This window comes from Roseateles sp. GW821-FHT09H11 (assembly GCF_059415845.1).
In genome coordinates this window covers 256,461-278,683 of sequence record NZ_JBWKOA010000001.1, presented here as the reverse complement: position 1 = coordinate 278,683, position 22,223 = coordinate 256,461, and the positions used below count along the sequence as shown (strand labels likewise).

18 protein-coding genes and 1 pseudogene are annotated in these 22,223 nt (G+C 70.2%); 9 read left to right on the top strand and 10 right to left on the bottom strand.

What is annotated here, in order from left to right; all coding sequences use genetic code 11:
* Nucleotides 1–25: 25 nt before the first annotated feature.
* From AC07PR_RS01170 to AC07PR_RS01160, 3 genes are all read right to left on the bottom strand, one after another.
* Nucleotides 26–928, bottom strand: coding sequence for a hypothetical protein (locus tag AC07PR_RS01170; protein WP_495134080.1), 903 nt, complete (start codon nt 926–928; stop codon nt 26–28).
* A 118-nt stretch (nt 929–1,046) separates the two neighbouring features.
* Entirely contained in the window at nt 1,047–1,874 is an 828-nt protein-coding gene (locus tag AC07PR_RS01165; protein WP_495134079.1) for a hypothetical protein, read from the bottom strand.
* A gap of 129 nt (nt 1,875–2,003) precedes the next feature.
* Nucleotides 2,004–4,208 (bottom strand): ATP-binding protein, encoded by a 2,205-nt coding sequence (locus AC07PR_RS01160; RefSeq protein WP_495134078.1) that lies wholly within the window; start codon nt 4,206–4,208, stop codon nt 2,004–2,006.
* Nucleotides 4,209–4,359: 151 nt separating this feature from the next.
* Here AC07PR_RS01160 and AC07PR_RS01155 point away from each other — a divergent pair, with 151 nt between their 5' ends.
* Complete coding sequence (locus AC07PR_RS01155; protein WP_377154885.1) at nt 4,360–5,052, top strand: heavy metal response regulator transcription factor; 693 nt, start codon at nt 4,360–4,362, stop codon at nt 5,050–5,052.
* On the opposite strand, the gene AC07PR_RS01150 is transcribed toward AC07PR_RS01155, so the two are convergent.
* A complete protein-coding gene (locus AC07PR_RS01150) occupies nt 5,025–6,020 on the bottom strand; it encodes a PEP-CTERM sorting domain-containing protein (protein ID WP_495134077.1) in 996 nt (331 codons plus the stop codon). The two genes, AC07PR_RS01155 and AC07PR_RS01150, sit on opposite strands and share 28 nt — an antisense overlap.
* A 307-nt stretch (nt 6,021–6,327) precedes the next feature.
* On the opposite strand from AC07PR_RS01150, the gene AC07PR_RS01145 reads away from it, so the two are divergent.
* Nucleotides 6,328–7,119, top strand: a complete 792-nt coding sequence (locus AC07PR_RS01145) for a Crp/Fnr family transcriptional regulator (RefSeq protein WP_377154883.1) — start codon at nt 6,328–6,330, stop codon at nt 7,117–7,119.
* 207 nt (nt 7,120–7,326) lie between these two features.
* On the opposite strand, the gene pepA is transcribed toward AC07PR_RS01145, so the two are convergent.
* Nucleotides 7,327–8,118, bottom strand: coding sequence for a flocculation-associated PEP-CTERM protein PepA (gene pepA, locus AC07PR_RS01140; protein ID WP_377154882.1), 792 nt, complete (start codon nt 8,116–8,118; stop codon nt 7,327–7,329).
* Between the two features lie 397 nt (nt 8,119–8,515).
* On the opposite strand from pepA, the gene AC07PR_RS01135 reads away from it, so the two are divergent.
* Nucleotides 8,516–8,827, top strand: a complete 312-nt coding sequence (locus AC07PR_RS01135; RefSeq protein ID WP_495134076.1) for a hypothetical protein — start codon at nt 8,516–8,518, stop codon at nt 8,825–8,827.
* 106 nt (nt 8,828–8,933) lie between these two features.
* On the opposite strand, the gene AC07PR_RS01130 is transcribed toward AC07PR_RS01135, so the two are convergent.
* The 5 genes from AC07PR_RS01130 to AC07PR_RS01110 form a co-directional block, all read right to left on the bottom strand.
* Nucleotides 8,934–9,329: a hypothetical protein gene (locus AC07PR_RS01130; protein ID WP_377154880.1), complete on the bottom strand. Its 396-nt coding sequence runs from the start codon at nt 9,327–9,329 to the stop codon at nt 8,934–8,936.
* 64 nt (nt 9,330–9,393) lie between these two features.
* A complete protein-coding gene (locus AC07PR_RS01125) occupies nt 9,394–10,224 on the bottom strand; it encodes a CheR family methyltransferase (RefSeq protein WP_483106560.1) in 831 nt (276 codons plus the stop codon).
* 13 nt (nt 10,225–10,237) lie between these two features.
* Nucleotides 10,238–13,837, bottom strand: a complete 3,600-nt coding sequence (locus AC07PR_RS01120) for a response regulator (protein ID WP_377154878.1) — start codon at nt 13,835–13,837, stop codon at nt 10,238–10,240.
* Nucleotides 13,838–13,943: 106 nt separating this feature from the next.
* Nucleotides 13,944–14,753, bottom strand: a complete 810-nt coding sequence (locus AC07PR_RS01115; RefSeq protein WP_495134075.1) for a beta/gamma crystallin-related protein — start codon at nt 14,751–14,753, stop codon at nt 13,944–13,946.
* 150 nt (nt 14,754–14,903) lie between these two features.
* Complete coding sequence (locus AC07PR_RS01110; protein WP_377154876.1) at nt 14,904–16,001, bottom strand: hybrid sensor histidine kinase/response regulator; 1,098 nt, start codon at nt 15,999–16,001, stop codon at nt 14,904–14,906.
* Nucleotides 16,002–16,244: 243 nt separating this feature from the next.
* Between AC07PR_RS01110 and AC07PR_RS01105 the strand changes: the two genes are divergently transcribed.
* From AC07PR_RS01105 to AC07PR_RS01080, 6 genes and pseudogenes are all read left to right on the top strand, one after another.
* Nucleotides 16,245–17,126, top strand: coding sequence for an STAS domain-containing protein (locus tag AC07PR_RS01105; protein ID WP_377154875.1), 882 nt, complete (start codon nt 16,245–16,247; stop codon nt 17,124–17,126).
* A pseudogene (locus tag AC07PR_RS01100) lies at nt 17,123–17,479 on the top strand (STAS domain-containing protein); the annotation flags it as partial. The gene AC07PR_RS01105 and the pseudogene AC07PR_RS01100, both read left to right, overlap by 4 nt.
* A gap of 95 nt (nt 17,480–17,574) precedes the next feature.
* Entirely contained in the window at nt 17,575–17,985 is a 411-nt protein-coding gene (locus AC07PR_RS01095) for an anti-sigma regulatory factor (protein WP_377154874.1), read from the top strand.
* Between the two features lie 2 nt (nt 17,986–17,987).
* Entirely contained in the window at nt 17,988–19,139 is a 1,152-nt protein-coding gene (locus AC07PR_RS01090; protein ID WP_495134074.1) for a SpoIIE family protein phosphatase, read from the top strand.
* 7 nt (nt 19,140–19,146) lie between these two features.
* Nucleotides 19,147–20,091, top strand: coding sequence for a sensor histidine kinase (locus tag AC07PR_RS01085; protein ID WP_495134073.1), 945 nt, complete (start codon nt 19,147–19,149; stop codon nt 20,089–20,091).
* Complete coding sequence (locus tag AC07PR_RS01080; protein ID WP_377154871.1) at nt 20,088–22,079, top strand: hybrid sensor histidine kinase/response regulator; 1,992 nt, start codon at nt 20,088–20,090, stop codon at nt 22,077–22,079. The genes AC07PR_RS01085 and AC07PR_RS01080 overlap by 4 nt, the downstream gene beginning before the upstream one ends.
* Nucleotides 22,080–22,223: the final 144 nt, after the last annotated feature.

Sequence of the window (22,223 nt, the reverse complement as noted above, 5' to 3'; positions counted from 1 at the left end):
ATCCAGCGGACACGCCCCCAGGGGTCTACATGAACGGCGTGCGCGGAAATCCGCCTCCTGCACCGAACAGATTCCCGAGGTTCTGGCAGAGGCGGTCTCCCAGGCGCATCTGCATGCCCCATCCGAGCGGTCCGACGATGTCCCGCGCCGCCTGCTGCAACCGCGCCGGCCACCCCGGTCCGGCGGGTGATTCCACCGGTGACTGTTCGGCAATCCAGGCCGGCATGGGGCGCGGCGGCATCCGCCCCTGAATGAAGTGCTGCGCCAGCTCTGCGTAATCGGGGACCTGCGCGCGCAGCTGTGCTTCCAACTGCTCCAGCCGGTGCTGCCTCGGGGACTTCATTGGCCGATATTCCGGCAACGGCTGGCCTGGCTCCGGGCAGATCCCCAGGCCCTCCAGCATGACGCGCGTCGCGTGCGTCAGCCTGTAGGGCTGCGCCTCCATGCGATGGACCTCCGAGGCGCCGAGCAGCCGGCTCAGACGCTGCTTCACCTCCGGGGCCAGCGACGCAGCGGCCTTGCAGGCCGCGACGGTGGGTCGGTCCTTCACGTCATCGCGGCTCTCGTGACTGACCCCGTACCCGTCCAGGACCAGCGCGGCGATCCAGTCCGCGCGGCAGCCGGGCTCCAGCCCCGCCAGATCGGCCGCGGCCTGACCGCCGCGCTGCCTGTCCATCAACGCGGCCTTCAACAGCCCGCCGAGCGCGCAGGATTTCAGCAGGCGTGTCGACTCGGGCTTGGCCCCGTCGTCGTTGAACTGCGCCTTCAGGTCGTCCGAATGGGCTTGCCATGTCGAACGCCTGGGAGACGCATCGGCGCCCTCGATGTCGGCGCGCTGGGTCGACGTACTGGAGGAGGAGGAGGAGGAGGAGGAAGGGACGATGTCTGCGGCACCTGGCGCCGCGCCGCTGGGCGTGATTCCGAACATTCGGTTGACTCCGTGGAAGATGGCGCTTCAGTCGTCCCCGAGATCCACCGGTTCATGCAGGCGAACACGCTCGACAAGCGACTGAAGGACTTGCCCAAGGTGGCGTGAACGTCGTTGCCTATCGCGACGCAAGCACTTTCAGTTCAAGCGCGTCGTACATCTGATGGGTCAGGCCTTGCATGCGACCGGCATTGAGGCGTCGCCACGAGACGACGGCATCCGCCAGTGCGCGCGGCAGGAAACCGTCGTTCCGACGTCCTTCATAGTGGTCCAGGGCGGCGGCGATCGACGGAAGATCATCGTCCTTCAACGCCTTGCACAGCGTGAGCAGTCGCTGTCCGCCCGGCGATTCATGGTCGATGCCAAACGCCAGCATGCTGCCGAAGAACGCCATCGGCAGGGCCTCCTTGAGCAACACCGGCGAATCGGACAGCCTTTGCTGAAGCGTCCGCGCGCGCTGTTCCCGGTCCTGCGTCGACCCGGGGAGCTCGGACTGGGACGAATCGGCATCGAGTTCTTCGAGGAGCCGCAATCCCCACGCGGCGGCATGGCCCTGCCGCCGCCTCACGAACTCCCGATGGTCGTCGTCGGATGCCTTCCGCAGCATGTCGGTCGTGTTGCCGTCGGGACCCAGCACCGCCGCTGCCGTGCTGAAACCGGACAGCAGCCGGTCCAGGTCGACGTCCTCGGGCGGCAGCTTCGCGATCGACGCCAAGGTGTCCAATGCCTCCGCGACCTCGCGCGAAGCGGTCATGCCTTCGGCGACCTCGTGGTCAGCGAAAAAGTGGCGAGGGATGATGAGACCCGCCTCTTCGCGGGTGGGCCGGTACTCCTCCAGGTAGCGCCGGTAGGCGTCCTCGTCGGTCACCACCAGTCGTCCGGTGTCGAACTCCCGGTGCCAGCCTTCCCCCACCCAGATGTCATCGCCTACCGCTACTTCCCACATGAAACGCTCCGGAATCAAGTTGCAAGGGCGCTTCAGTCGCGCCTGACTGATCGCAGTTCCGGGGTTCGAGCGTCGATTCAATCAGCCCTGCAGGCGCACGGTTCGCACGGTTCGCGCACAGGCAGCGCGTCAGACGGCTTCGCGCGTCGGATTCATGGCCTCGGCAAGCACGGACGCCAGCACGTCCACGTCATAGGGCTTGGGCACCAGCGGGACGTTCGGCGCCTCCTCGATGCGCACCGGGTGGCCGCTGGCCAGCACCACCGGCAGCGTCGGCTTGAGGACCTTCAAGGTCCGCACCAGGTCCACGCCGCTGCGCGCGCCCGGCATCACGATGTCGGTCAGCACCACGTCCGCGGCGAGCCCCCCGCGCAACTGGTCCAGCGCGTGATCGGCGGTCGGCGCCGTCTTCACGGTGAAGCCGCGTTCCTCCAGCGCCTGCGCGGTCAGCTCGCGCACCGACGGCTCGTCCTCCACCAGCAGCACGGTCCCGGCGAAGCGCCGCTCCGTGCCGGGCGAGGCCGCGCGCACGACCTGACCCTCCTCCGCCTCCGTCCTGCCGTGCGAACGCGGCAGCCACAGCGTGACCTCCGTGCCCAGGCCGATCTTGCTGACGATGCCGGCCGTGCCGCCCGCCGAATGCGCCAGCGCATAGACCTGCGCCAGCCCCAGGCCCGTGCCCTGCCCCACCGCCTTGGTGGTGAAGAAGGGTTCGAACGCGCGCTCCATCTGCTCCTGCGTCATGCCGTCGCCGGTGTCGCGCACCGCGATCGCGACGTAGTCCCCGGGCCGCAGCTCGGGCGCGAGTCCCACCGGATCGCCCTCCGCCAGCACGCGCTTGCGCGCCGAGACGGTGAGGCGGCCCCGCCCGTGCATCGCGTCGCGCGCGTTCAGCGCGAGGTTCAGCACCGCCAGCTCCAGCTGGACCGGGTCCGTGCGCACGGGCCACAGGTCCTCGTCGATGTGCAGCTCGACCTCGACAGCGCTGCCCACCGCGCCGCCGGCCAGCGCCATCAGCTCGGGCAACTGGCGGCGCAGGTCGATGACCGTCTCATGCCCCACCTGCGGCCGTCCGAAGGCCAGCAGCTGCCGGGTCAGTTGCGCCGCCCGGCCGGTCGCGCGCTGGCAGGCGTCCAGCGCCGTGTCGGCGCGCGGGTCGGTGCTGAGCCGGCGCGCCAGCTGCAGCCCCGTCGTCATGGTCTGCAGCAGGTTGTTGAAGTCGTGCGCGATGCCACCGGTCAGCCGGCCCAGCGCCTCCAGCTTCTGGCTGCGCAGCGCCGCCTGCTGCGCACGGCGCGTCTGCTCGACCGCGGCGTCGATCTCCTCGCGCAGGCGCTGCTCGTTGCCTGCGCGTTCGCGGCTGGCCGTGGCCAGCGCGTGCTGGACGACGTCGATCTCGTCGATGCCGCCGGCGACCTCGGCGATCGTCGCACCGCCGCCCATGCGGATGGCGTCCTTGCGCAGGCGCCGCAGCGGATCGGCGATCTCGCGGCTCACGCGCCGCGCCAGCACCAGCGCCAGCACGATGAAGGCCAGCGACAGCGACAGCATCATCGCGAACGCGGTCCAGGCACCCTTGGCGAGTTCCGCCTGGCTCAGGCCGATCAGCACCACCCAGCCCGAGTCGGGCGCGCGGCTGAAGACGGTGAAGACCGGCTCGCCGTCGAGCGTGCGCGCGTCGACGACGCCCTGGTCCCCGCGGCTCAACGCGGCGAGCATGTTCGGACTGGCCCGCTGGCCGACGCGTTTCTCCGGGTCGCGGGTGCGCGCGATGACGACGCCGTTGCGGTCCAGCACGACCCCCAGCCAGCCTTCGGGCAGCGGCTGCTGGCGGAAGATCTGCTGCATCTCGCTGACGGGGCTGCCGTAGCCCAGGTACATCGGCTGGCCCAGCACCGTCACCGGCACGCGCACGGCGAAGCTGGGCTTGCGGTCCACCGGGCCGACGTAGAGATTGGAGACGAGCAGCCGGCGCGTGGTGTCGATGCCGTCCTTGAAGCCGTTCGCCGCGGGCAAGGGCTGACCCCAGGCAATGCGGGTGTTGATCAGCTGACGGCCCTCGGCCGTCGTCAGCACGATGGTGTTGGGCGAACCGGCGACCAGCCGGGCGGCTTCGCCATGGAATTGTTCGAGCCGGCCCTCCGCCAGGCTGGGCGAGACGCTCAGCGCCTGCAGCAGCGCGGTGCGCACGGCCATCTCGCGGTCGGCGACCAGGCTCAGCGCCTCGGCGGTCTCGGTGGCGGCGGCCACGGCCGCGCGACGTTCGGTATGAAAGACCGCCATGCCGGCGATCACCGACAGCAGCAGCGTGGGCAGCACGATCAGCCACACCATGGCGCGCAGCCTGCGGCTGACGGACCCGGCGCGCGATGCGGAGAGAGACGGGGTCCGGAGGGGCATGGTGGTCGGATTCTAGAGGGCGCGGTCCGCCGCCGTCCGCCGGCCCGGTGCGCCGCTTGCCCGCACGCCGCAGGGAGCACGCACGATGAAACTGCTGGTGATCGAAGATGAAGAGAAGCTGGGCGACTACCTGCGCGGCGGCCTGACGCAGGAGGGATTCGTCGTCGACCTGGTGCGCGACGGCGTCGACGGCCTGCATCAGGCCAGCGAGGGCCAGTACGACCTGGTGCTGCTGGACGGCGTGCTGCCGGGCATCGACGGCCTGGCCGTGCTGGCGGCGCTGCGCCAGCAGGACCACACGCGCGCGTTGCCGGTGCTGATGATGACAGCGCGCGCCGAGGTCGAGGACCGCGTCCGCGGCCTGCAGGCCGGCGCCGACGACTACCTGTGCAAGCCCTTCGCGTTCTCCGAGCTGGTGGCCCGGATCCAGGCGCTGCTGCGCCGCGCGGCCGGCGCCGCGCCGGCCGAGGCCACCGTGCTGAAGCTCGCCGACCTGGAGGTCGACCTGCTGCGCCGCAAGGTCCACCGCGCGGGTCAGCGGCTGGACCTCACGCCCAAGGAATTCAGCCTGCTGACGCTGCTGCTGCGGCGCCAGGGTCAGGTCATGTCCCGGACCGAGCTCGCGGAGCAGGTCTGGGACATGAACTTCGACAGCGAGACCAATGTCGTCGAAGTCGCCGTGCGACGGCTGCGCGGCAAGCTCGACAAGCCCTTCGACGTCGAGCTGCTGCACACCGTGCGCGGCATGGGTTACGTGCTGGAGAGACGCGACGGGTGAGCGGCGACCGCGCTCCTGCGGCGCCAGAGCGCCAGCAGGCCGACGCCGGCCATCAGCATCGCCCAGGTCGAAGGTTCCGGCACCGGCGCGGCGAGCTGCTCGAAGGCCAGCTGCTGCATCACCCGCACCTGTGCCTCTGAGATGCCCAGCTGCGCCGCCGAGGTCTCGCCCACGCCCAGGCTGCGCGGATCCAGGCCGGTGATCTTGCCGAAGATCGTCAGCGCCTCCAGGTAGCTGCCGTACATGCTGGCGTGGTAGTTGTCGCTGGCCCACAGCTTGACCTTGCCGGCGTCGATACCGTCGTAAGGGTTGGTGTCCGCGAAGCCCTGGGACATCGCGCGGTTCCAGGCCAGACCGACCGGGATCACGCCGTCGATCTTGTCGGACGCCTGGTCCGCCTGCAGGTAGCCGGTGTAGACGTCCTCGGCCATCTTGTAGATCGACTGGCCGTACCAGGCGCCGCTGGGCGGATAGGTCTGGTCCGCGCGCGACCAGGTCGCCATCAGGTTGATCTTCACATTCGCGTTCTGCGCGTGCAGCGCGTCGGCCAGCAGGCCCGAGTACTGGATCAGCTTGGCCGGATTGCCGGGCTGGGACGCATCCAGCGTGCTGTAGCTCTGCAGCACGACCCGATCCCACGGCTTGTTGATCAGGTCCATCTTGGTGTTGTAGTGCAGGTCCAGGCCGCTGCCGCCGACCGTCTCCAGGCTGACGTCGTAACTGAGCCCGGCCTGCGCGGTGAAGGCCTTGAACAGCGCCGGGATGCCGCCGATGCCGGTGCCGTTGAGGTCGGTCACGGAGCCGGGGTTGAACTGCATCACCGACGAGCCCTGCGCGTAGGTGAAGCTGTTGCCGACGAACAGGATGCTCTCGGCCTGCGCCGCGCCGATCGACAGCGCGAGGACCATGCCCGCCAGCGGGCGGAGCGTGCGCCGAGTCCCTGGGAACCGGGTGGTGGATCGATTCATGTGTCTTCCTCGGTTGGAGTCGTGGATGCGCGCGGGTCCGATGCCCACGCGCTTCTCCGTTATAGGGAGCGGGACACCGTCCGATAGGCCCGCGACGGCGGCCCCCCTAGAACGCTGTGCGGCCAGCATCGACAACCCGGTGCGTTGGCGCACCCAGGCGGGGACAGTCCCGAGACATCGGGACCTTCCCGCCCCCCTGCGGGAACGCCTACGCAATGGCACCAAAGACACGCTCCGATACCTCGACGGGCACGGTGATTGCCATAGTGGTCCGCTGGAACGGATGTGCAGTTCCCGGAGCCTATCGATGTCCTTGTCCCTTGCCGCAAACCCTGCCGCCACGCACCCTCGCGCGAACCTGCTGCTCGTGCAGCTGCCCGCCGAGGATCAGGCGCGCTGGTCCGCACAGCTCGAGACTGTCGAGCTGCTGAAGGGCCGCGTGCTCTTCGAGGCCGGCACGCCCGCCACCCACGTGTATTTCCCGATCACCGCGATCGTCTCGCTGATCCACACGACCCATTCGGGCGACTCGACGCAGGTCGCGATGATCGGCTCCGAAGGCGCCGCGGGTCTGGCGGCGGCGATGGGCGGCGAATCCCCCGCCTGCCGCGCGGTGGTGCAGCGGGCCGGCCTGGCCTTCCGCATGCGGGTGCCGCTGGTCCGGGAGGAGCTGCTGCGCGCCGGCGCGTCCATGCCGCTGATGCTGCGTTATGTGCAGTCGCTGATCGCGCAGATCGCGCACACGGCGGTCTGCAACCGGCACCACTCGCTGGAACGGCAGCTGTGCCGCTGGCTGCTGCTGTGCCTGGATCGTCAGCATGGGCATTGCGAGCTGTCGGTGACGCAGGAGTCGATCTCCAGCCTGCTGGGCGTGCGCCGGGAAGGCGTCACCGAGAGCGCCCAGCGCCTCCAGGCCGCCGGCCTGATCCGTTACTCCCGCGGACATATCGCGGTGCTGGACCGGCCGGGGCTGGAAGCCCGGGCCTGCGAGTGCTACGCCCTGCTCAAGCAGGACTTCCAGCGTCTGCTGCCTCAGGACCTGGACGACGAGAACGCGGCCACCTCTGCCACCTTCGCATCCGTCGCCGTGCAGGCCTGAGGGCGCTGCATCGCTGATTCGAGCATCGCAGCGGGCGTCCCGTCGTGAACGGGCGCCCGTGGAGCGCCTGCTGGGCGCTCCGTGAGGCACGGCGAGAAGCCGGCTTGCGCCGACATCCCTGTCCGACCTGACGTTCCGGCTCGTCCGGGCACCCGCATGCCCTCGCGTTCCGGAACCGCGACCGGTCCCGAAGGACCGGCCTTCCGATCACTTCTCCGAACGGCGGCGACGCGCGATGAAGCCGACCGCGCCGAGGCCGGCCAGCAGCATCGCGTAGGTCGACGGTTCCGGCACGGCCGCGAAGTTGATCGATCCGCCGCCCTGACGGATGCGGAAGCCGCCCGCGAAGGGCTCGACCTGCGACGTCGTGTTGGAGAACGAGGTCAGCGCGATCGTGTAGGCCGGGGACGAGCTCTGGAAGCCCGGCACCAGCCAGTCGATCGTCAGCTTGGCGTTGGCCGACGGATTGAAGGTACCGTCGCCCAGCGGCGTGGTGGCCACCGTGCCCAGCACCAGGGAACCGGTGGCCAGGGCCACTTCGCCGGTCGCGGTTTCGGTCGGCGTGTTGCCGGCGAAGCCGAACGACGAGGTGCCGTTGTAGCCGTACAGCGTGTACGTCAGCGAATTCAGCGCGCCCAGGGTCGGGGTGGTGCCCGGGTTGCCCGGCGTCGTCAGCGTGCCGGTACCGCTGAACTGGATGTAGAAGCCATAGTCCGAATTCAGACCGTTGGACGGCAGCGTCAGGCCGCCCAGCTGGGCCGCGCTGATCGACAGGTAGCCCGCTTCGGTGAACGAGTTGCCGGCCCCGAAGGTGATGGTCGAATAGTTCGACACCAGCAGGTTGTCGGCCGTGAAGGCCGATCCGTTCAGTCCGGCGGTACCCGGGTCCCAGGTGAATTGCGGTAGCGCGGATGCGCTGGCGCTGACGGCGGCCAAGGCGAGAGCCAGCAGGGTACGCTGGAACGCGATGGGCTTCCGGGCGAGCAAAGGCAGGGTCATGGTGGTTGCTCCGAAAGGGAAATCCGCGAATTGCGGACACCGCAGTTCACCACCCGCCACAGAGGGAGTCTGTTCGTCCACCCACATAAAAACTGGCCCTCTTCCGCATGTACCCGGAAGGTGCTACGAACAGCCCCGGTCGTGCCTGAAAACACCCCGCATCCAGGGGGTGCTGCGGTGCAGCAAAAACACGACATCCTCGATGGCATCTGGGGAAAAAGGGCTTCGATGCGCGCGCATCCGCGTGGTTGGAGAGGCCCGCGGAGCGCCTCGACGCGGCATGAAGCGCGCGGACGCGAATTACTGCGCTCGCGCGGCGCTTTTCGGGGGGCTTGCGGCACGGGGCCGACGGGACAATCCGGCATCGCCTCCCGACGACTTCCACGAGCCCCGCACCATGTCCCACCCCGACCGCCCGTCCAGTCGCACCGCCACTTCCGCTGCCCTCTCCTCGACCGCCGTCTCGGGCGTGGCGGGGCTGATGCTCGGGCAGATCGTCCTGGCGCTGGCGCTGCATCACGGCCGCTCCGTCGAGGGCCTGGGCTACGCGCTCGTGTTCCTGCTGGCCGGCGGCGCATCCGTGGCCTGCTTCCTCGCGCATCGCCATCAGCAACGTCGCCCCAGGAGCGAACCCGCGCCGCTGCGTCTGTGGGTCGGTGCGCTGGCGCTGGGCGTGTTCGCGTCCATGGTCGTCGCAGGCTCGTTCTGAGGCCGTGCAGCGACGCCTCCCGGCGTCGCTGAGCTCACCCGTCGACGGTGCCTCGAGCCTGCGCCGCCTCTTATTGACGGGCACCTGTCGATGTCACTCGTCGACATCATTCGTCGACGTCTTCCTCTTCATCCGCATGCTCCGGATCGGGACCGGCCGACGGATCGTCGCCGCTGGCCAGGTCCTCCACATCGATGCTCGCGTCGATGTCGTCCGGCGTCGGCGAGCGGCTGACGCGGTCGGGCAGGATGTCGGCGGCTTCGTGATCCCTGCCCGGCGTCGCCGACGCGCGCTCCCCGGTGCCGAAGCGATCGGTGTCGCTGGAGGGGTTGGACGGCGTCGCGCCCAGCTCGTCCGGATCGTCCGCGCCGGTGCTCATCTGACGCTCGCCCGAGACGTCGCTGCCGCTGTCGGAACTGTCGCTCGGACCGAGCGAGTCCGTGCCCCGCCCCTTCGCCTGCGCGGGCGCCTGCGTTCCGCCGAGGATGCTGCTGGTGGCCATGGTGCTTCTCCTGTGAGACCCGAACGGGTCGATGCAGGAGTTCGGCAAGCCCCGAGCCCGACGTTCAGCCCGACCGCTTCTGGTAGATGCGTTCCTTGGCCGCGATCTCGACGAACTCGCCGGCGTGCGTGGAAAAGCGCAGCGTCTCGCGCGCGCCCAGGCCGAGGAAGCCGTTGCGGCACAGGGCCTCGGTGAACAGGCCCAGCGCGCGGTCCTGCAGCGCACGGTTGAAGTAGATCAGCACGTTGCGGCAGGACACCAGCTGCACCTCGGCGAACACGCTGTCCGTGGACAGGCTGTGGTCGCTGAAGACGATGCGCTCCTTCAGCGACTTGTCCATCAGCACATGGTCGTAGGCGGCGGTGTAGTACTCCGACAGCGAGCCCCGCCCGCCCGACGCCCGGTGGTTCTCGGAATACAGGGGCACCTGGTCCACGCGGTAGACCCCCGCCTGCGCCTGCGCGAGCGCCTCCTGGCTGATGTCGGTCGCGTAGATCAGCGTGCGGTCCAGCAGGCCTTCCTCCTTCATGAGGATGGCCATCGAGTACGCCTCCTCGCCGCCGCTGCAGCCCGCCACCCAGATCCGCAGCGACGGGAAGGTCCGCAGCACCGGCACGACCTGCTCGCGCAGCGCGCGGAAGTATTCGGGGTCGCGGAACATCTCGCTGACCTGCACGGTGAGGTCGCCCAGCACCGAGCGGAAGACTTCGGGCTCATGCAGCACGCGGCCCTGCAGCTGCGAGAGATTCGCGCAGCCGAAACGCTGCTGCGCGGCCTTCAGCCGGCGCCGCAGCGAACTGCCCGCGTAGTCGCGGAAGTCGTAGTGGTAGCGCTCGTAGATCGCTTCCAGGATCAGCCGGACCTCGAGGTCCGACTCATGCGGGCCGTGCGTCATCGTCCGCCGCTCCTCAGCGCGGCATCCACACCCGCACCAGCGAGAGCAGCTTCTCGATGTCCAGCGGCTTGGCGATGTAGTCGTTGGCGCCCGCGGCCATGCACTTCTCCTGGTCGTCCTTCATCGCCTTGGCGGTGAGCGCGATGATGGGCAGCCGGCGCAGGTCGGCGCGCGCGCGGATCTCGCGCATCGCGGTGTAGCCGTCCATCTCCGGCATCATGATGTCCATCAGCACCAGGTCCACCGGCGGCATCGCGCCCGGTCCCTGCAGCGGCGCGGAGAGCCGCTCCAGCGCCTCGCGCCCGTTGCGCGCGATGTCCACCTTCACGCCCTTGGGCTCCAGCACCGCCGACAGCGCGAAGATGTTGCGCACGTCGTCCTCGACGACCAGCACGCGCCGTCCCTCGAGCATGTTGTCGCGCGCCCGGACCTCCTTGAGCATGCGCTGGCGCTCGGGCGGCAGCTGCGCTTCGACCTGGTGGAGGAACAGCGTGACCTCGTCGAGCAGCCGCTCGGGCGAGCGCGCGCCCTTGATGATGATCGAGCGCGAGTAGCGCCGCAGCTGCTGCTCCTGCTGCGGCGTCAGCGTGTGGCCGGTGTAGACGATCACCGGCGGGAAGGACACGTCGTCCTGCGCCGCCATCTGGTCGAGCAGGTCGTAGCCGCTCATGTCGGGCAGGTTCAGGTCCATCACCATGCAGTCGAAGGTCGAGCGGCGCAGCGCCTCGAGCGCCTCCGCGGCGGTGGCGACGCCCTCGATGCGGACCTCGTCGGCGGCCAGCAGGTGGCGGATGCTGTCGAGCTGGCGCGCGTCGTCCTCGACCACCAGCACCGTGCGCAGGCGCTGCGAGAACTTGGCCTCGAGCTTGTGCAGCGCGACCTCGAGTTCCTCGCGCTTGACCGGCTTGAAGGCGTAGCCGATCGCGCCGCGCTCCATCGCCTCGTGCGTGTAGTCGGCCACCGAGATCACGTGCACGGGGATGTGACGCGTCAGGGGCTCGCGCTTGAGCTGGTCCAGCACGCCCAGGCCGGAGTGGTCGGGCAGGTTCATGTCGAGCAGGATCGCGCTGGGCGCGTAGCGCTGCGCGATCGACAGGCCGTTCTCGGCCGTGTGCGCCATCAGGCAGACGAAGCCCATCTCGCGGATCAGGTCGCGCAGGATCAGGGCGAAGCGCTGGTCGTCCTCGATGATGAGGATCGCGCGGTCGCCCGGCACCCAGGACAGGCGGTCGTCGTCGAGTTGCGGCAGCCGCGGTTCGGGCGCGGCCGGCGCGGGCTCGCGCAGCAGGGACTCGGTCGTGGCCGTCGCCTCCTCCGCCGCGCTCCGGGCCGGTTGCATCGCGGGCAGCACCGCATCGAAGGCGGGCACCGCCGGCGGCGCCCTCAACGGCCCATGCTGCGGCGCCTGCGCCGGCGACAACGGACGCGGACGCTCGTCGTCGACCGGCGCCTCGTGCGCCAGCGGCAGCACCAGGCTGAAGACCGAGCCCTGCCCCGGCGTGCTCTGCAGGTGGATGTCGCCGCCCAGCAACCGCGCCAGATCGCGCGAGATCGACAGGCCCAGCCCCGTGCCGCCGTACTTGCGGTGGGTGCTGCCGTCGGCCTGACGGAAGGCGTCGAAGATCAGCGCCTGCTGGTGCTGGGGGATGCCGATGCCGGTGTCCTTCACCGTGAAGGCCAGCCGGCCGTCGGTGGTGGCGCCGACCTCCATGCGCACCGAGCCGCGCTCGGTGAACTTCAGCGCGTTGGACAGCAGGTTCTTGAGCACCTGGCCGATCCGCGCCTCGTCAGTCTCGATCCATTCCGGCGCGCCCGGCGCGAGCTGCAGGCCGAAGGCCAGGTTGCGCTGCGCCGCGACCGGCGCGAAGACCTGCGTCAGCTGCTGCAGCAGGCGCGGCACCGAGACGCGCTCGATCTGCATGTCGACCTTGCCGGCCTCGATCTTGGACAGGTCCAGGATGTCGTTGATCAGCATCAGCAGGTCGTTGCCGGCGGAGCTGATGGTCTGCGCGAAGCGGACCTGCTCGTCGCTCAGGTTGCCTTCCTTGTTGTCGGACAGCAGCTTGGCCAGGATCAGCGTCGAGTTCAGCGGCGTGCGCAGCTCGTGGCTCATGTTGGCCAGGAACTCGCTCTTGTACTGGTTGGAGCGCTCCAGCGCCTCGGCGCGCTCCGTCAGCAGGGCCTGCGCCTGCGTCAGCTCGGACCGCTGCAGCTCCAGCTGCCGCGCCTGTTCCTCGAGCTGGGTGTTGCTCTCCTCGAGGTCGGTCTGCTGCTTCTCCAGCCGCAGTTGCGAGTCGCGCAGCGCGTTGCCCTGTTCCTCGAGTTCCTCGTTGCTGGCGCGCAGCTCTTCCTGCTGCATCTGCAGTTCCTCGGCCTGGCGGCGGCTCTCTTCGAGCAGGGCCTCCAGCCGGCTGCGGTCCTTGGCGGCGCGCAGCGCCATCGCGATCGGCTCGGCGACGCGAGCCAGCAGTTCGCGTTCGGCCTCGCCGACGTGATGGAGGAAGCCCAGCTCGATCACGCACTGCACGCGCTTGTCCAGGCCGGCCGGCGCGATCAGCAGCTCGGTCGCATCCGCGCGGCCCAGCGACGACGTGACCGGCAGATAGTCCGCCGGCAACTGGGTCACATGCACCGGTCGGCGGTCGCGCGCCGCCTGGCCCAGCAGCGTGTCGCCGCCGCGCACGACCGGCGGCGCCGCGTCCGTGCCCGTCGCCACCGGCAGCGCATAACCGCCGACGCGCAGGAAGCTGCCGTCCTCGTGCGCCACGTAGAACGCGCCGACGCGCGCATCGGTCCAGCGTGCGAGGAAGCTGGTGGCGATGTCGGCGAGCCGCTCGACGTGCGGATCGCCCTGCAGTTCGACGCCCAGTCCGGCCTGGCCGGCCTTCAGCCATGCCTCGGTCTTGGCGGCCCGGTAGCCTTGCGAACTCAGCACCGCCGCGACGGCCGTGAGCAACAGCAGCAAGGCCGAGCCGCCCCACATCACGCCGACCGTCTGCTGCACCGCGCCGTCCCACAGCGCGCGGCGTTCGGCGGCGCGGTCGCGTTCCTCGCGTTCCATCTCGCCGAGCAGCGTGCGGATGCGCTCCATCAGGATGCGGCCCCGGTCGCCCTTCACGGTCGCCACGGCGGCCACGTTGTCGCCATTGCGGCGGGCCGCGATGGTCTCTTCCATCTCGGCCAGCTTGGCCTTGAAGAGCTGCTCCGCCGCCTCCAGCCGCGCGAGCTGCGGGCGGTAGTTCTGGAAGCTCGCCCGCAGCCGCTCCGCGGCGGCGGGAATCGTCACCTGCGCCGTGTTGAAGGGCACGAGGTAAGTGTCGATGCCGGTGAGCAGGTAGCCGCGCTGACCGGTCTCGGCATCCTTCATCGCCGAGCCCAGCGTCTGGATCTGCTCCTGCACGACCAGCGTGCGCGCCATCGCGTCGGCCGAGTCGGACTGCGCCTGCTGCGAGCGCCACGAGAACCAGGCGGTGATCAGGATGGTGACCACCGCCACCGCGAAGCCGAGCATCGTCGGCAGCGGCAGCCAATCGTGGCGGCGCACGCCGTGGGCCAGGTGGAGGTCGTTGCCCGAGTAGGCTTTGGAGGCGGCGGTGGACGTCGTGATAGTCATGGAAGCGAAAACGGGGCGGCCGGGGTGGCGCCGCATGCTAGCGCGCGCCACCCCGGCCGGCCCCAGGAGTCCTCACTGGGTCGATCGATCGATGACCGTGTCCCGCCTACTCGCGCGGCTCGCCGCGCGCGTTGACGGTCACGGTCGCTCCCGGCGGTCGCCGGGTCTGCATGTAATGGTCCTGTCCCTTGAAGCGATAGGTCACGTCCCAGTACTGGGGGTTGCCGCTGTTGGGCGAGGCCCCGCAGCGCTGCACGTTGCGCACGTCCTTGTCGCGGTTGACGTTGCTGCCGACGACCGCGCCGCCGACGGCGCCGGCCGCCGTCGTCACGGCCTGTCCCGAGCCGCCGCCGAACTGGTGGCCCAGGATGCCGCCGAGCACGCCGCCGATCACCGCGCCGCCGACGTTGGGCCGGTCGCGCACTTCCTTCTGCTCGATCCAGCAGCGCTGCTGCTCGTCGCCCATCACGGCGCGCACCGAGACGACCTGCGCCTGGTACAGGCCTTCATCGCCGCGGCGGAGGTAGGTCGGTTGCGGATCGGGGCCGTAGCGGTCGCGGCTGACGTCCTCGCCGACGCGGCGCGCCGAGCTGATCCGGTTGTCCAAGCCCATCGAGCGCAGCGACGGATAACTGCCCGGCTGCAGCACGCGGCAGCGGCCGGTGTAGCCCGGGTCCTCGCAGACCTCCCAGCGCTCGCCGCGGACCTCGATGGACGATGCGCGGTCGTCGAAGCCGATGTCCTTGAGGAAGTTGATCTGCGCGTCGGCGCCCGCGTTGCGGCCGCGGAAGTTCTCGTTCTCGTAGAACGTGATGTCGGCCATCGCGTGGCCCGCCAGCGCGCAGGCGGCGGCCGCGACGGCGGCCTTGAGCGCCAGCGTCTTCCTGGAGTTCCCGGGTGTGGAGGAGCGGTTCATGGCAGTCCCCATCGTGGTTGCTGTGATGTCACCACTGTGGGCCGGCGCGAGCGCCGGGTCTGTCGGGCCGCGCTGGGGTCGCGTGTAGGACGCCGCGCCACGCGCGTTTCGGCCTGCATGCCTGCTGCACTGCGGCATCGATGGTCCCGCTCAGCGTTCCGATTGGAGCCGCGGCAGCAGCAGCTCGAACATCGTGCCCTGCCGCGCCCGCGACACGCCGATCAGCGATCCGCCATGCGCGCGCGCGACGCGCTCGGGTTCCTGCAGGCCGGGGCCGACCTGCGCCGAGGACATGCCCGACACCGGCTCGTTGCCGCCGAAGAGGTGGATGGAGGCCTCCGGCGCGAGCACCGTGTCGAAGCTGATGCGCAGCATCAGCGAGCGCTGCGCGCTGCCGTCGACCTGGATGCGGATCGTGCTGTCGCCGGCGTGCGTCGCCGCCTGCATCAGCAGCTGGTCCAGGGTCTGCGCCATCAGCTCGACGTCGAAGTCGCCGCTCGTGTCCCCGATGCGGTCGAAGGCGGGCGGCGCCCACATCACGGCCTGGTTGCTCTCGATGTCCAGCCGCTGCGCGGCCAGCGTCGCCAGATCGCTGCGCTCGGGCTGGACCTGCAGCAGCTCGCAGGGCCGGCGCGCCAGGCTGCCCAGGTGGTCCACCTGGCGGCCCAGCAGCGTCGCGGCGGCCTTGACCCGCTGGCCGGCCTTCTGCAGCGACGGGGATTCGGTCTGACGGATCAGCAGCTCGGCGTTGAGCATCATGACCGACAGCGGGCTGCGGATGTCGTGGCTCAGCGCGCTCAGCATCAGCGCGTTGACGCGCGCCAGCCGCTCCTGCTCGACGATGCGCTCGGCCAGCAGCTGGCGCTGGCGGTGCAGGTCGGCGAAGACGGCGACCTTGCTGCGCAGCACGTGCGCGTCGACCGGCTTGTAGATGAAATCCACCGCGCCGGCCTCGTAGCCCTTGAAGCTGCGCTGCGCCTCCTGCGAGCCGGCGGTCAGGAAGATGATCGGCACATGCCGGGTACGCTCCGTGCCCCGCATCAGCTCGGCGAGCGTGAAGCCGTCCATGCCCGGCATCTGGATGTCGAGCAGGGCCAGCATCACATCGTGCGTGAGCAGCAGTTCCAGCGCGGCGGGCCCGGAATCCGCCGTCAACACCCCCAGGCCGGAATCGGCCAGCAAGGCTTTCATCGCGAGCAGGTTTTGCGGCTTGTCGTCCACCACCAGCACGCTCATCTGATCCGCCACGTCGTTCTCCCAATCTTGGTCTTGAATGTCTGACAGCGCCATTGGGCAACCGGCATGCCCACGCCGACTTGGGAGATACCCGCCCCCAATCCTCGCCCGAGGAGGGGCTTGGGCGGATGCCGCCAAGAGTACGATCGCGCCCGCCGCGCGGTCCCCCGCGCCGGCCCCGATTGCCTCCCCCTTCCCGATTCCCGTTCCGCCTTCCCGCATCACATGCGCCCACCCGCGCCCCGAGAGGACCCGATGAAACAGAACAGCGCCGCCGTCGAAGAACTCCTGTCCGTCCACCGCGACCAGGTCCTGGCCGAATGGCAGGCGGAGTTGGCCTCCGGCAGCGGCGGCCGCACGCTGTCCAGCGAAGGTCGCGAGACCGGCGAACTGCTGAACGCCATCCTCGGCGGCGTGCGCGCCAGCGGCGGCACGGAGAACTTCGACGATGCGGCCTGGTCCAACGTGCGCGCCGTGCTGGCCCAGCTGTCGGCCTCGCGCGCCGCGCAGGGCTCCACGGCCGCGGACACCAGCCGCTTCGTGCTCGCGCTGAAGAAGCCGCTCTTCAGCGGCGTGCAGCGCAAGTTTGCCGGCGACGCGGCTGCGCTGGGCGACGCGACCTGGGCGATCTCGACGCTGCTGGACCACATGGCGCAGTACACCGTCACGACCTACCAGCGCAGTCGCGAGGAGATCATCGGCCGCCAGCAGCAGGAGCTGCTGGAGCTGTCGACCCCGGTGGTCAAGCTGTGGGACGGCGTGCTGGCCGTGCCCATGATCGGCACGCTGGACAGCGGCCGCACGCAGCTGGTGATGGAGGCGCTGCTGCAGCGCATCGTCGAGACCGGCTCCGCGCTGGCCATCATCGACATCACCGGCGTGCCGACCGTGGACACGCTGGTCGCGCAGCATCTGCTCAAGACCGTCACCGCGATCCGGCTGATGGGCGCCGACGCGATCATCAGCGGCATCCGGCCGCAGATCGCCCAGACCATCGTGCACCTGGGCATCGACCTCGAAGGCATCACCACCAAGGCGACGCTGGCGGACGCGCTGTCGCTGGCGATGAAGCGCGCCGGGTTCGTGGTCACCAAGGGCAGGCCCGCCGGCGGCACTGGCTTCGTGGGCGCGGCATGACGACACGCATCCCGATCCTGCGCATGGGCAGGACCCTGCTGGTCACCATCCAGGTCGACCTGCAGGACCAGACCGCGCTCGCGCTCCAGGACGACCTCGCCAACAGGATCCAGGACACCGGCGCGACCGGCGTCCTCATCGACATCTCCGCGCTGGAGATCGTGGACTCCTTCATCGGCCGCATGCTGGCCGGCATCTCCAGCATCGCCAAGGTGCTGGGGGCCAATTCGGTCGTCGTCGGCATGCAGCCGGCGGTCGCGATCACGCTGGTGGAGCTGGGCCTGTCGCTGCACGGCGTGCGCACGGCGCTCAACGTCGAACGCGGCATGGCGCTGCTGCGCCAGGCCGACGAGGCCGACGCCGACCTCGAGAGCAACCTGGCGGCCGGCGATGGCGACCCGAGCGACGTCGGTGATGCCGGTCACGGCTTCGACCGGGGGCCCGGCCGGTGACGGCGTCCGACACCGCCTCGGGCTCGCTGCCCATCCGCAGCGAACCCGACATCGTCCTGTCGCGCCAGTTGGTGCGCAAGCTCACGCAGGAACTGAAGTTCTCGCTGGTCGACCAGACCAAGATGATCACGGCCGCCAGCGAGCTGTCGCGCAACACGCTGATCTACGGCGGCGGCGGCGCGATGGAATGGGCCTTCGTCCAGTCGGGCGTGCGCACGGGACTGCGACTTGCCTTTGTCGACCAGGGACCGGGCATTCCGGATCTGGAGCTGGCGATGAAGGATGGATGGACCTCGGGCAACGGCATGGGCATGGGCCTGTCCGGCAGCAAGCGGCTGGTGAACGATTTCGAGCTGGAGTCCGCACCAGGACGCGGGACGCGCGTGACGATCACGCGCTGGAAGTAGCCATGCGCGCGTATCGACGCTTCCCCATCGACGACGCGAGTCAGGTGGGCGAGGCCCGGCGTGCCGCCCAGGCGCTGGCGTCGGAGTTGGCCTTCGACGAGGAGGCCGCCGGCCGGCTTGCGCTGGCGGTGACCGAGCTTGGCACCAACCTGTTCCGCCATGTCGGACCGGGCCGCCAGGCCGCGCTGCTGATCGGCGTGGACGAGTCCGGCCCCCTTGACGACACCGCCGGCGCCGCCGTGCAGGTGCTGTCGCTGGACCGGGGCAGCGGCATGGACCTGTCTCGCTGCCTGCAGGACGGCTACAGCACCGGCGGCACGGCCGGGACCGGGCTCGGCGCGATTCGACGCAGCGCCGACCGCTTCGGCGGCTTCTCCGCGCCGCAGCGGGGCACGGTCCTGGCGGCGCGTTTCGGGCCGCGCACCGACCGGAGCCGCATCGGCGCGCCGGCCAGCTTCCCCTCCGCCTTTTCACCCGGCTTCCCCGCTGCCGCCGACACCGCCTTCGACGTCGGCGGACTGTCGCTGGCCGCCCCGGGCGAGACCGTCAGCGGCGACGCCTGGGCGCTGCGCCGCGATCGCGACCAGGATCACGACCGCTGGTCGCTCGCCGTGGCCGACGGGCTCGGTCACGGCGTCGACGCGGCGGCGGCGGCGGACAAACTGATGACGCTGCTCGCGCGCGCCGAGCCCGGTCACCTCGTCTCGCCGGCGGCGTTCCTGGAGCGCTCCCACGACAGCCTGCGCAGCACGCGGGGTGCGGCGTCGGCGGCGCTGTCGCTCACGCCGGACGGCCCGCTGCTGTTCGCCGGCGCGGGCAACATCTCGGGCCGCCTGATCTCGGGCGTGTCCGACCGGACGCTGCTGTCCCAGCATGGCACGCTGGGTCTGCAGATCCGCCGGCTGCAGGATGTCGTCTACGATTGGCCGCCGCATGCGGTGCTGGTGCTGCACTCGGACGGGATCGTCAGCCGCTGGTCGCTGGAGGAGACGCCGGGCCTGCTGCAGGCCGACCCGGCGGTGATCGCCGGCTGGATCCTGCGGGACCACCTGCGCGGCAAGGACGATGCGACCGTGGTGGTGGTCCGCCGCCGGGACCCGCGCCACCAACGCGGCGACGATCGGAGCCCCGCGGCGCCGGTCGAACGCGCATGAGACGCCCATGAAGGACACGATGCCCACCGACGACCCCGCCGCCCTGATCGACGCGCTGGCCACCTCGCAGGCGCAGGTCGAGGCGCTGCAGGCGGAGCTCGACGAGACCAACCGCGGCGTGCTGGCGCTGTACGCGGAACTCGACACGCAGGCGCAGCAGCTGCGCCAGGCCACCGAGCTCAAGAGCCGCTTCCTGGCCTACATGAGCCACGAGTTCCGCACGCCGATCTCCTCGATCCGCAGCCTGACGCGGCTGCTGCTGGACCGCGTCGACGGCCCGCTGACCGACGAGCAGGAAAAGCAGATCAACTTCATCCGCACCACCTCGGAAGAATTTGCCGACATGGTCAACGACCTGCTCGACCTGGCCAAGGTCGAGGCGGGCCGCATCGACATCTCGCCGGCCTGGTTCGAGCTGGTCGACCTCTTCGCGGCGCTGCGCGGCATGTTCAAGCCGGTGCTGGTCAATCCGGAGGTGCAGCTGGTCTTCGAGGAGCCGCACGGCATCTCGCAGCTCTTCACCGACGACGCCAAGCTCTCGCAGATCCTGCGCAACTACATCTCCAACGCATTGAAGTTCACCGCGCAGGGCGAGGTGCGCGTGAGCGCCGTGACCGCCCCGGGCGCGGACGGCGGCGAGGACGAGATCACCTTCGCCGTGGCGGACACCGGCATCGGCATCGCGCCGGAGTTCCATGAGGCGATCTTCCAGGACTTCACCCAGATCGGCTCGCCGATCCAGAAGCGGCTGCGCGGGACGGGCCTGGGCCTGTCGCTGAGCAAGCGGCTGGCGGAGCTGCTCGGCGGCCGCGTCGGGCTGCGCAGCGAGCCGGGCGTGGGATCGGTGTTCTCGGTGACGCTGCCGCTGCGGCTTCCCGGCGCGCCGGACGCCGGCCATGACGCGGCCAGAGCCGCCGCACCGGGAGTCGCCACGGAGGTGCCCGACGCATGAGCGAGCCGCGCGTCATCGACCGCTCCCGTCACCGGCTGCTGGTCGTCAACGACGACCCCATCGGCCGCTACACGACGGTGCGCCTGCTCAACGCGGCCGGCTTCCCGACGCTGGAAGCGGGCACCGGCGCGGACGCCCTGCGCGTCGCGGACCAGGGCCTGTCGGCCGTGGTGCTCGACATCCACCTGCCCGACATCGACGGCTTCGAGCTGTGCCGCCGGCTGCGCGCGCAGGCCAGCACCTTCCGGCTGCCGGTGATCCACCTGACCGCGGCCTACCTCACCGACGAGGACAAGGTGCGCGGCCTGGATGCCGGCGCCGACGCCTACCTCACGCACCCGGTGGAGCCGGCGGTGCTGGTCTCGACGATCCAGGCGCTGGTGCGCACGCGCGCGGCCGAGGACGCGATGCGGCGCAGCGAGACCAAGTTCCGCGCCGTCTACGCCCAGGCGCCCGGCGGCATCTGCCTGCTCAAGGCCGGCGACGGCACGGTGCTGGACGCCAATCCGGCGATGCTCGCGCTGCTCGGCCTGGGTCCGGACGAGGGTGAGTCCGTCATCGGACGGCCGTTGACGGACTTCGTCGACGCCGCCGACCTGCCCGCCGCGCGCGACTTCGTCGCCGCGCTGGGCAACGACGGCCTGCAGGCCGAGTTCTCCCTGCAATCGGGCGACGGCGCGGGCGTGCCGGTCGAATGGACCGCCTCGCCCCCGATCGAACCCGGGGTGTGCATGGCGATGGCCGCGGACATCTCGCAGCAGCAGCTGCTCGCGCTCCAGCGCCAGGAACTGCTCGACCGCGAGCGCAGCGCGCGCGGCGAGGCCGAGGCGCTGTCGCGGATGAAGGACGACCTGATCGCGGTGCTGTCGCACGAGCTGCGCACGCCGCTGAACGCGATCATGGGCTGGACGCACGTGCTGCAGCGGCACAGCCCGCCGGACCTGCTGGCGAAAGGCCTGGCGGCGATCGACCGCAACGTGTCCATCCAGGCGCGGATGATCACGGACATCCTCGACATGTCGCGCCTGAACATCGGCAAGCTGCCGTTGGCGCGCGAGCGCGTCGAGGCCGGCGAGGTGCTGCGCGCGGCGGTGGCGGTGATCCAGCACAACCTCGATGCCAGCGGGCATCGGATCGAACTCGACCTGCACGACGAGTCCACCGTCCTGCTGGCCGACAGCGGCCGGCTGCAGCAGGTGATCTGGAACCTGATGGGCAACGCGGCCAAGTTCTCGCCGCGCGGCAGCGCGATCACGCTGTCGCTGCGGGCGCGGGACGCGGGCGTGCTGGTCGAGGTGCGCGACGAGGGCCAGGGCATCGCGCCCGAGTTCCTCCCGCATGTCTTCGACCGCTTCACGCAGAGCGACGCCGCGAGCAGCCGCCAGCACGGCGGGCTCGGGCTGGGCCTGGCCATCGTCAAGAGCCTGATCGAGGCGCACGGCGGCTGGGTCGACGTGCGCAGCGAGGGGCGCGGGCGCGGCGCGGCGATCCGGTTCTGGCTGCCCGGCGAGGAAACGGCGCCGACGACGCTGGAAGCCGACACCGCCTCCGGCGGGCTGAGCGCCTTCGGCGCGCTCGGCGAGGCGGGCACGGCGGACGAGACGGCGGTCCCCCTGACCGGGCTGCGCGTGCTGGTGGTCGAGGACGACGTGGACGCGGGCGCGATGCTGAAGCTGATCCTCGAGGACCGGGAGGCGCGGGTGACCGTGGTCCACGGCGCGGACGAGGCGCTGCTGGCGCTCGCCGGCAACGCGTTCGAACTGCTGATCAGCGACATCGGCCTGCCGGGCCGCGACGGCTACGAGCTGATCCGCGACATCCGCGCCCTGGAAACGCCCGGTGAACGCCTGCCGGCGATCGCGTTGACGGCCTTCTCGCGCGATCTGGATCGGAAGCAGGCGCTGCAGGCCGGCTTCGACGCGCATCTGGCCAAGCCGCTCAAGCCGCAACTGCTGATGCGGCTGGTGGAGCAGCTCGCGGCGCATTGAGCCGCTGCCGTTGCTGGAACGGGAGCACCGGTTCGGCAGAAATTTCCTGCATGCAGGAGCAGCCGATGACGAATGTCAATTCGCTTGGCAAACCTGTTCGAGGGTGGCGCATGACAAATGCGGCATGTGCAACTTCCAGGCGTT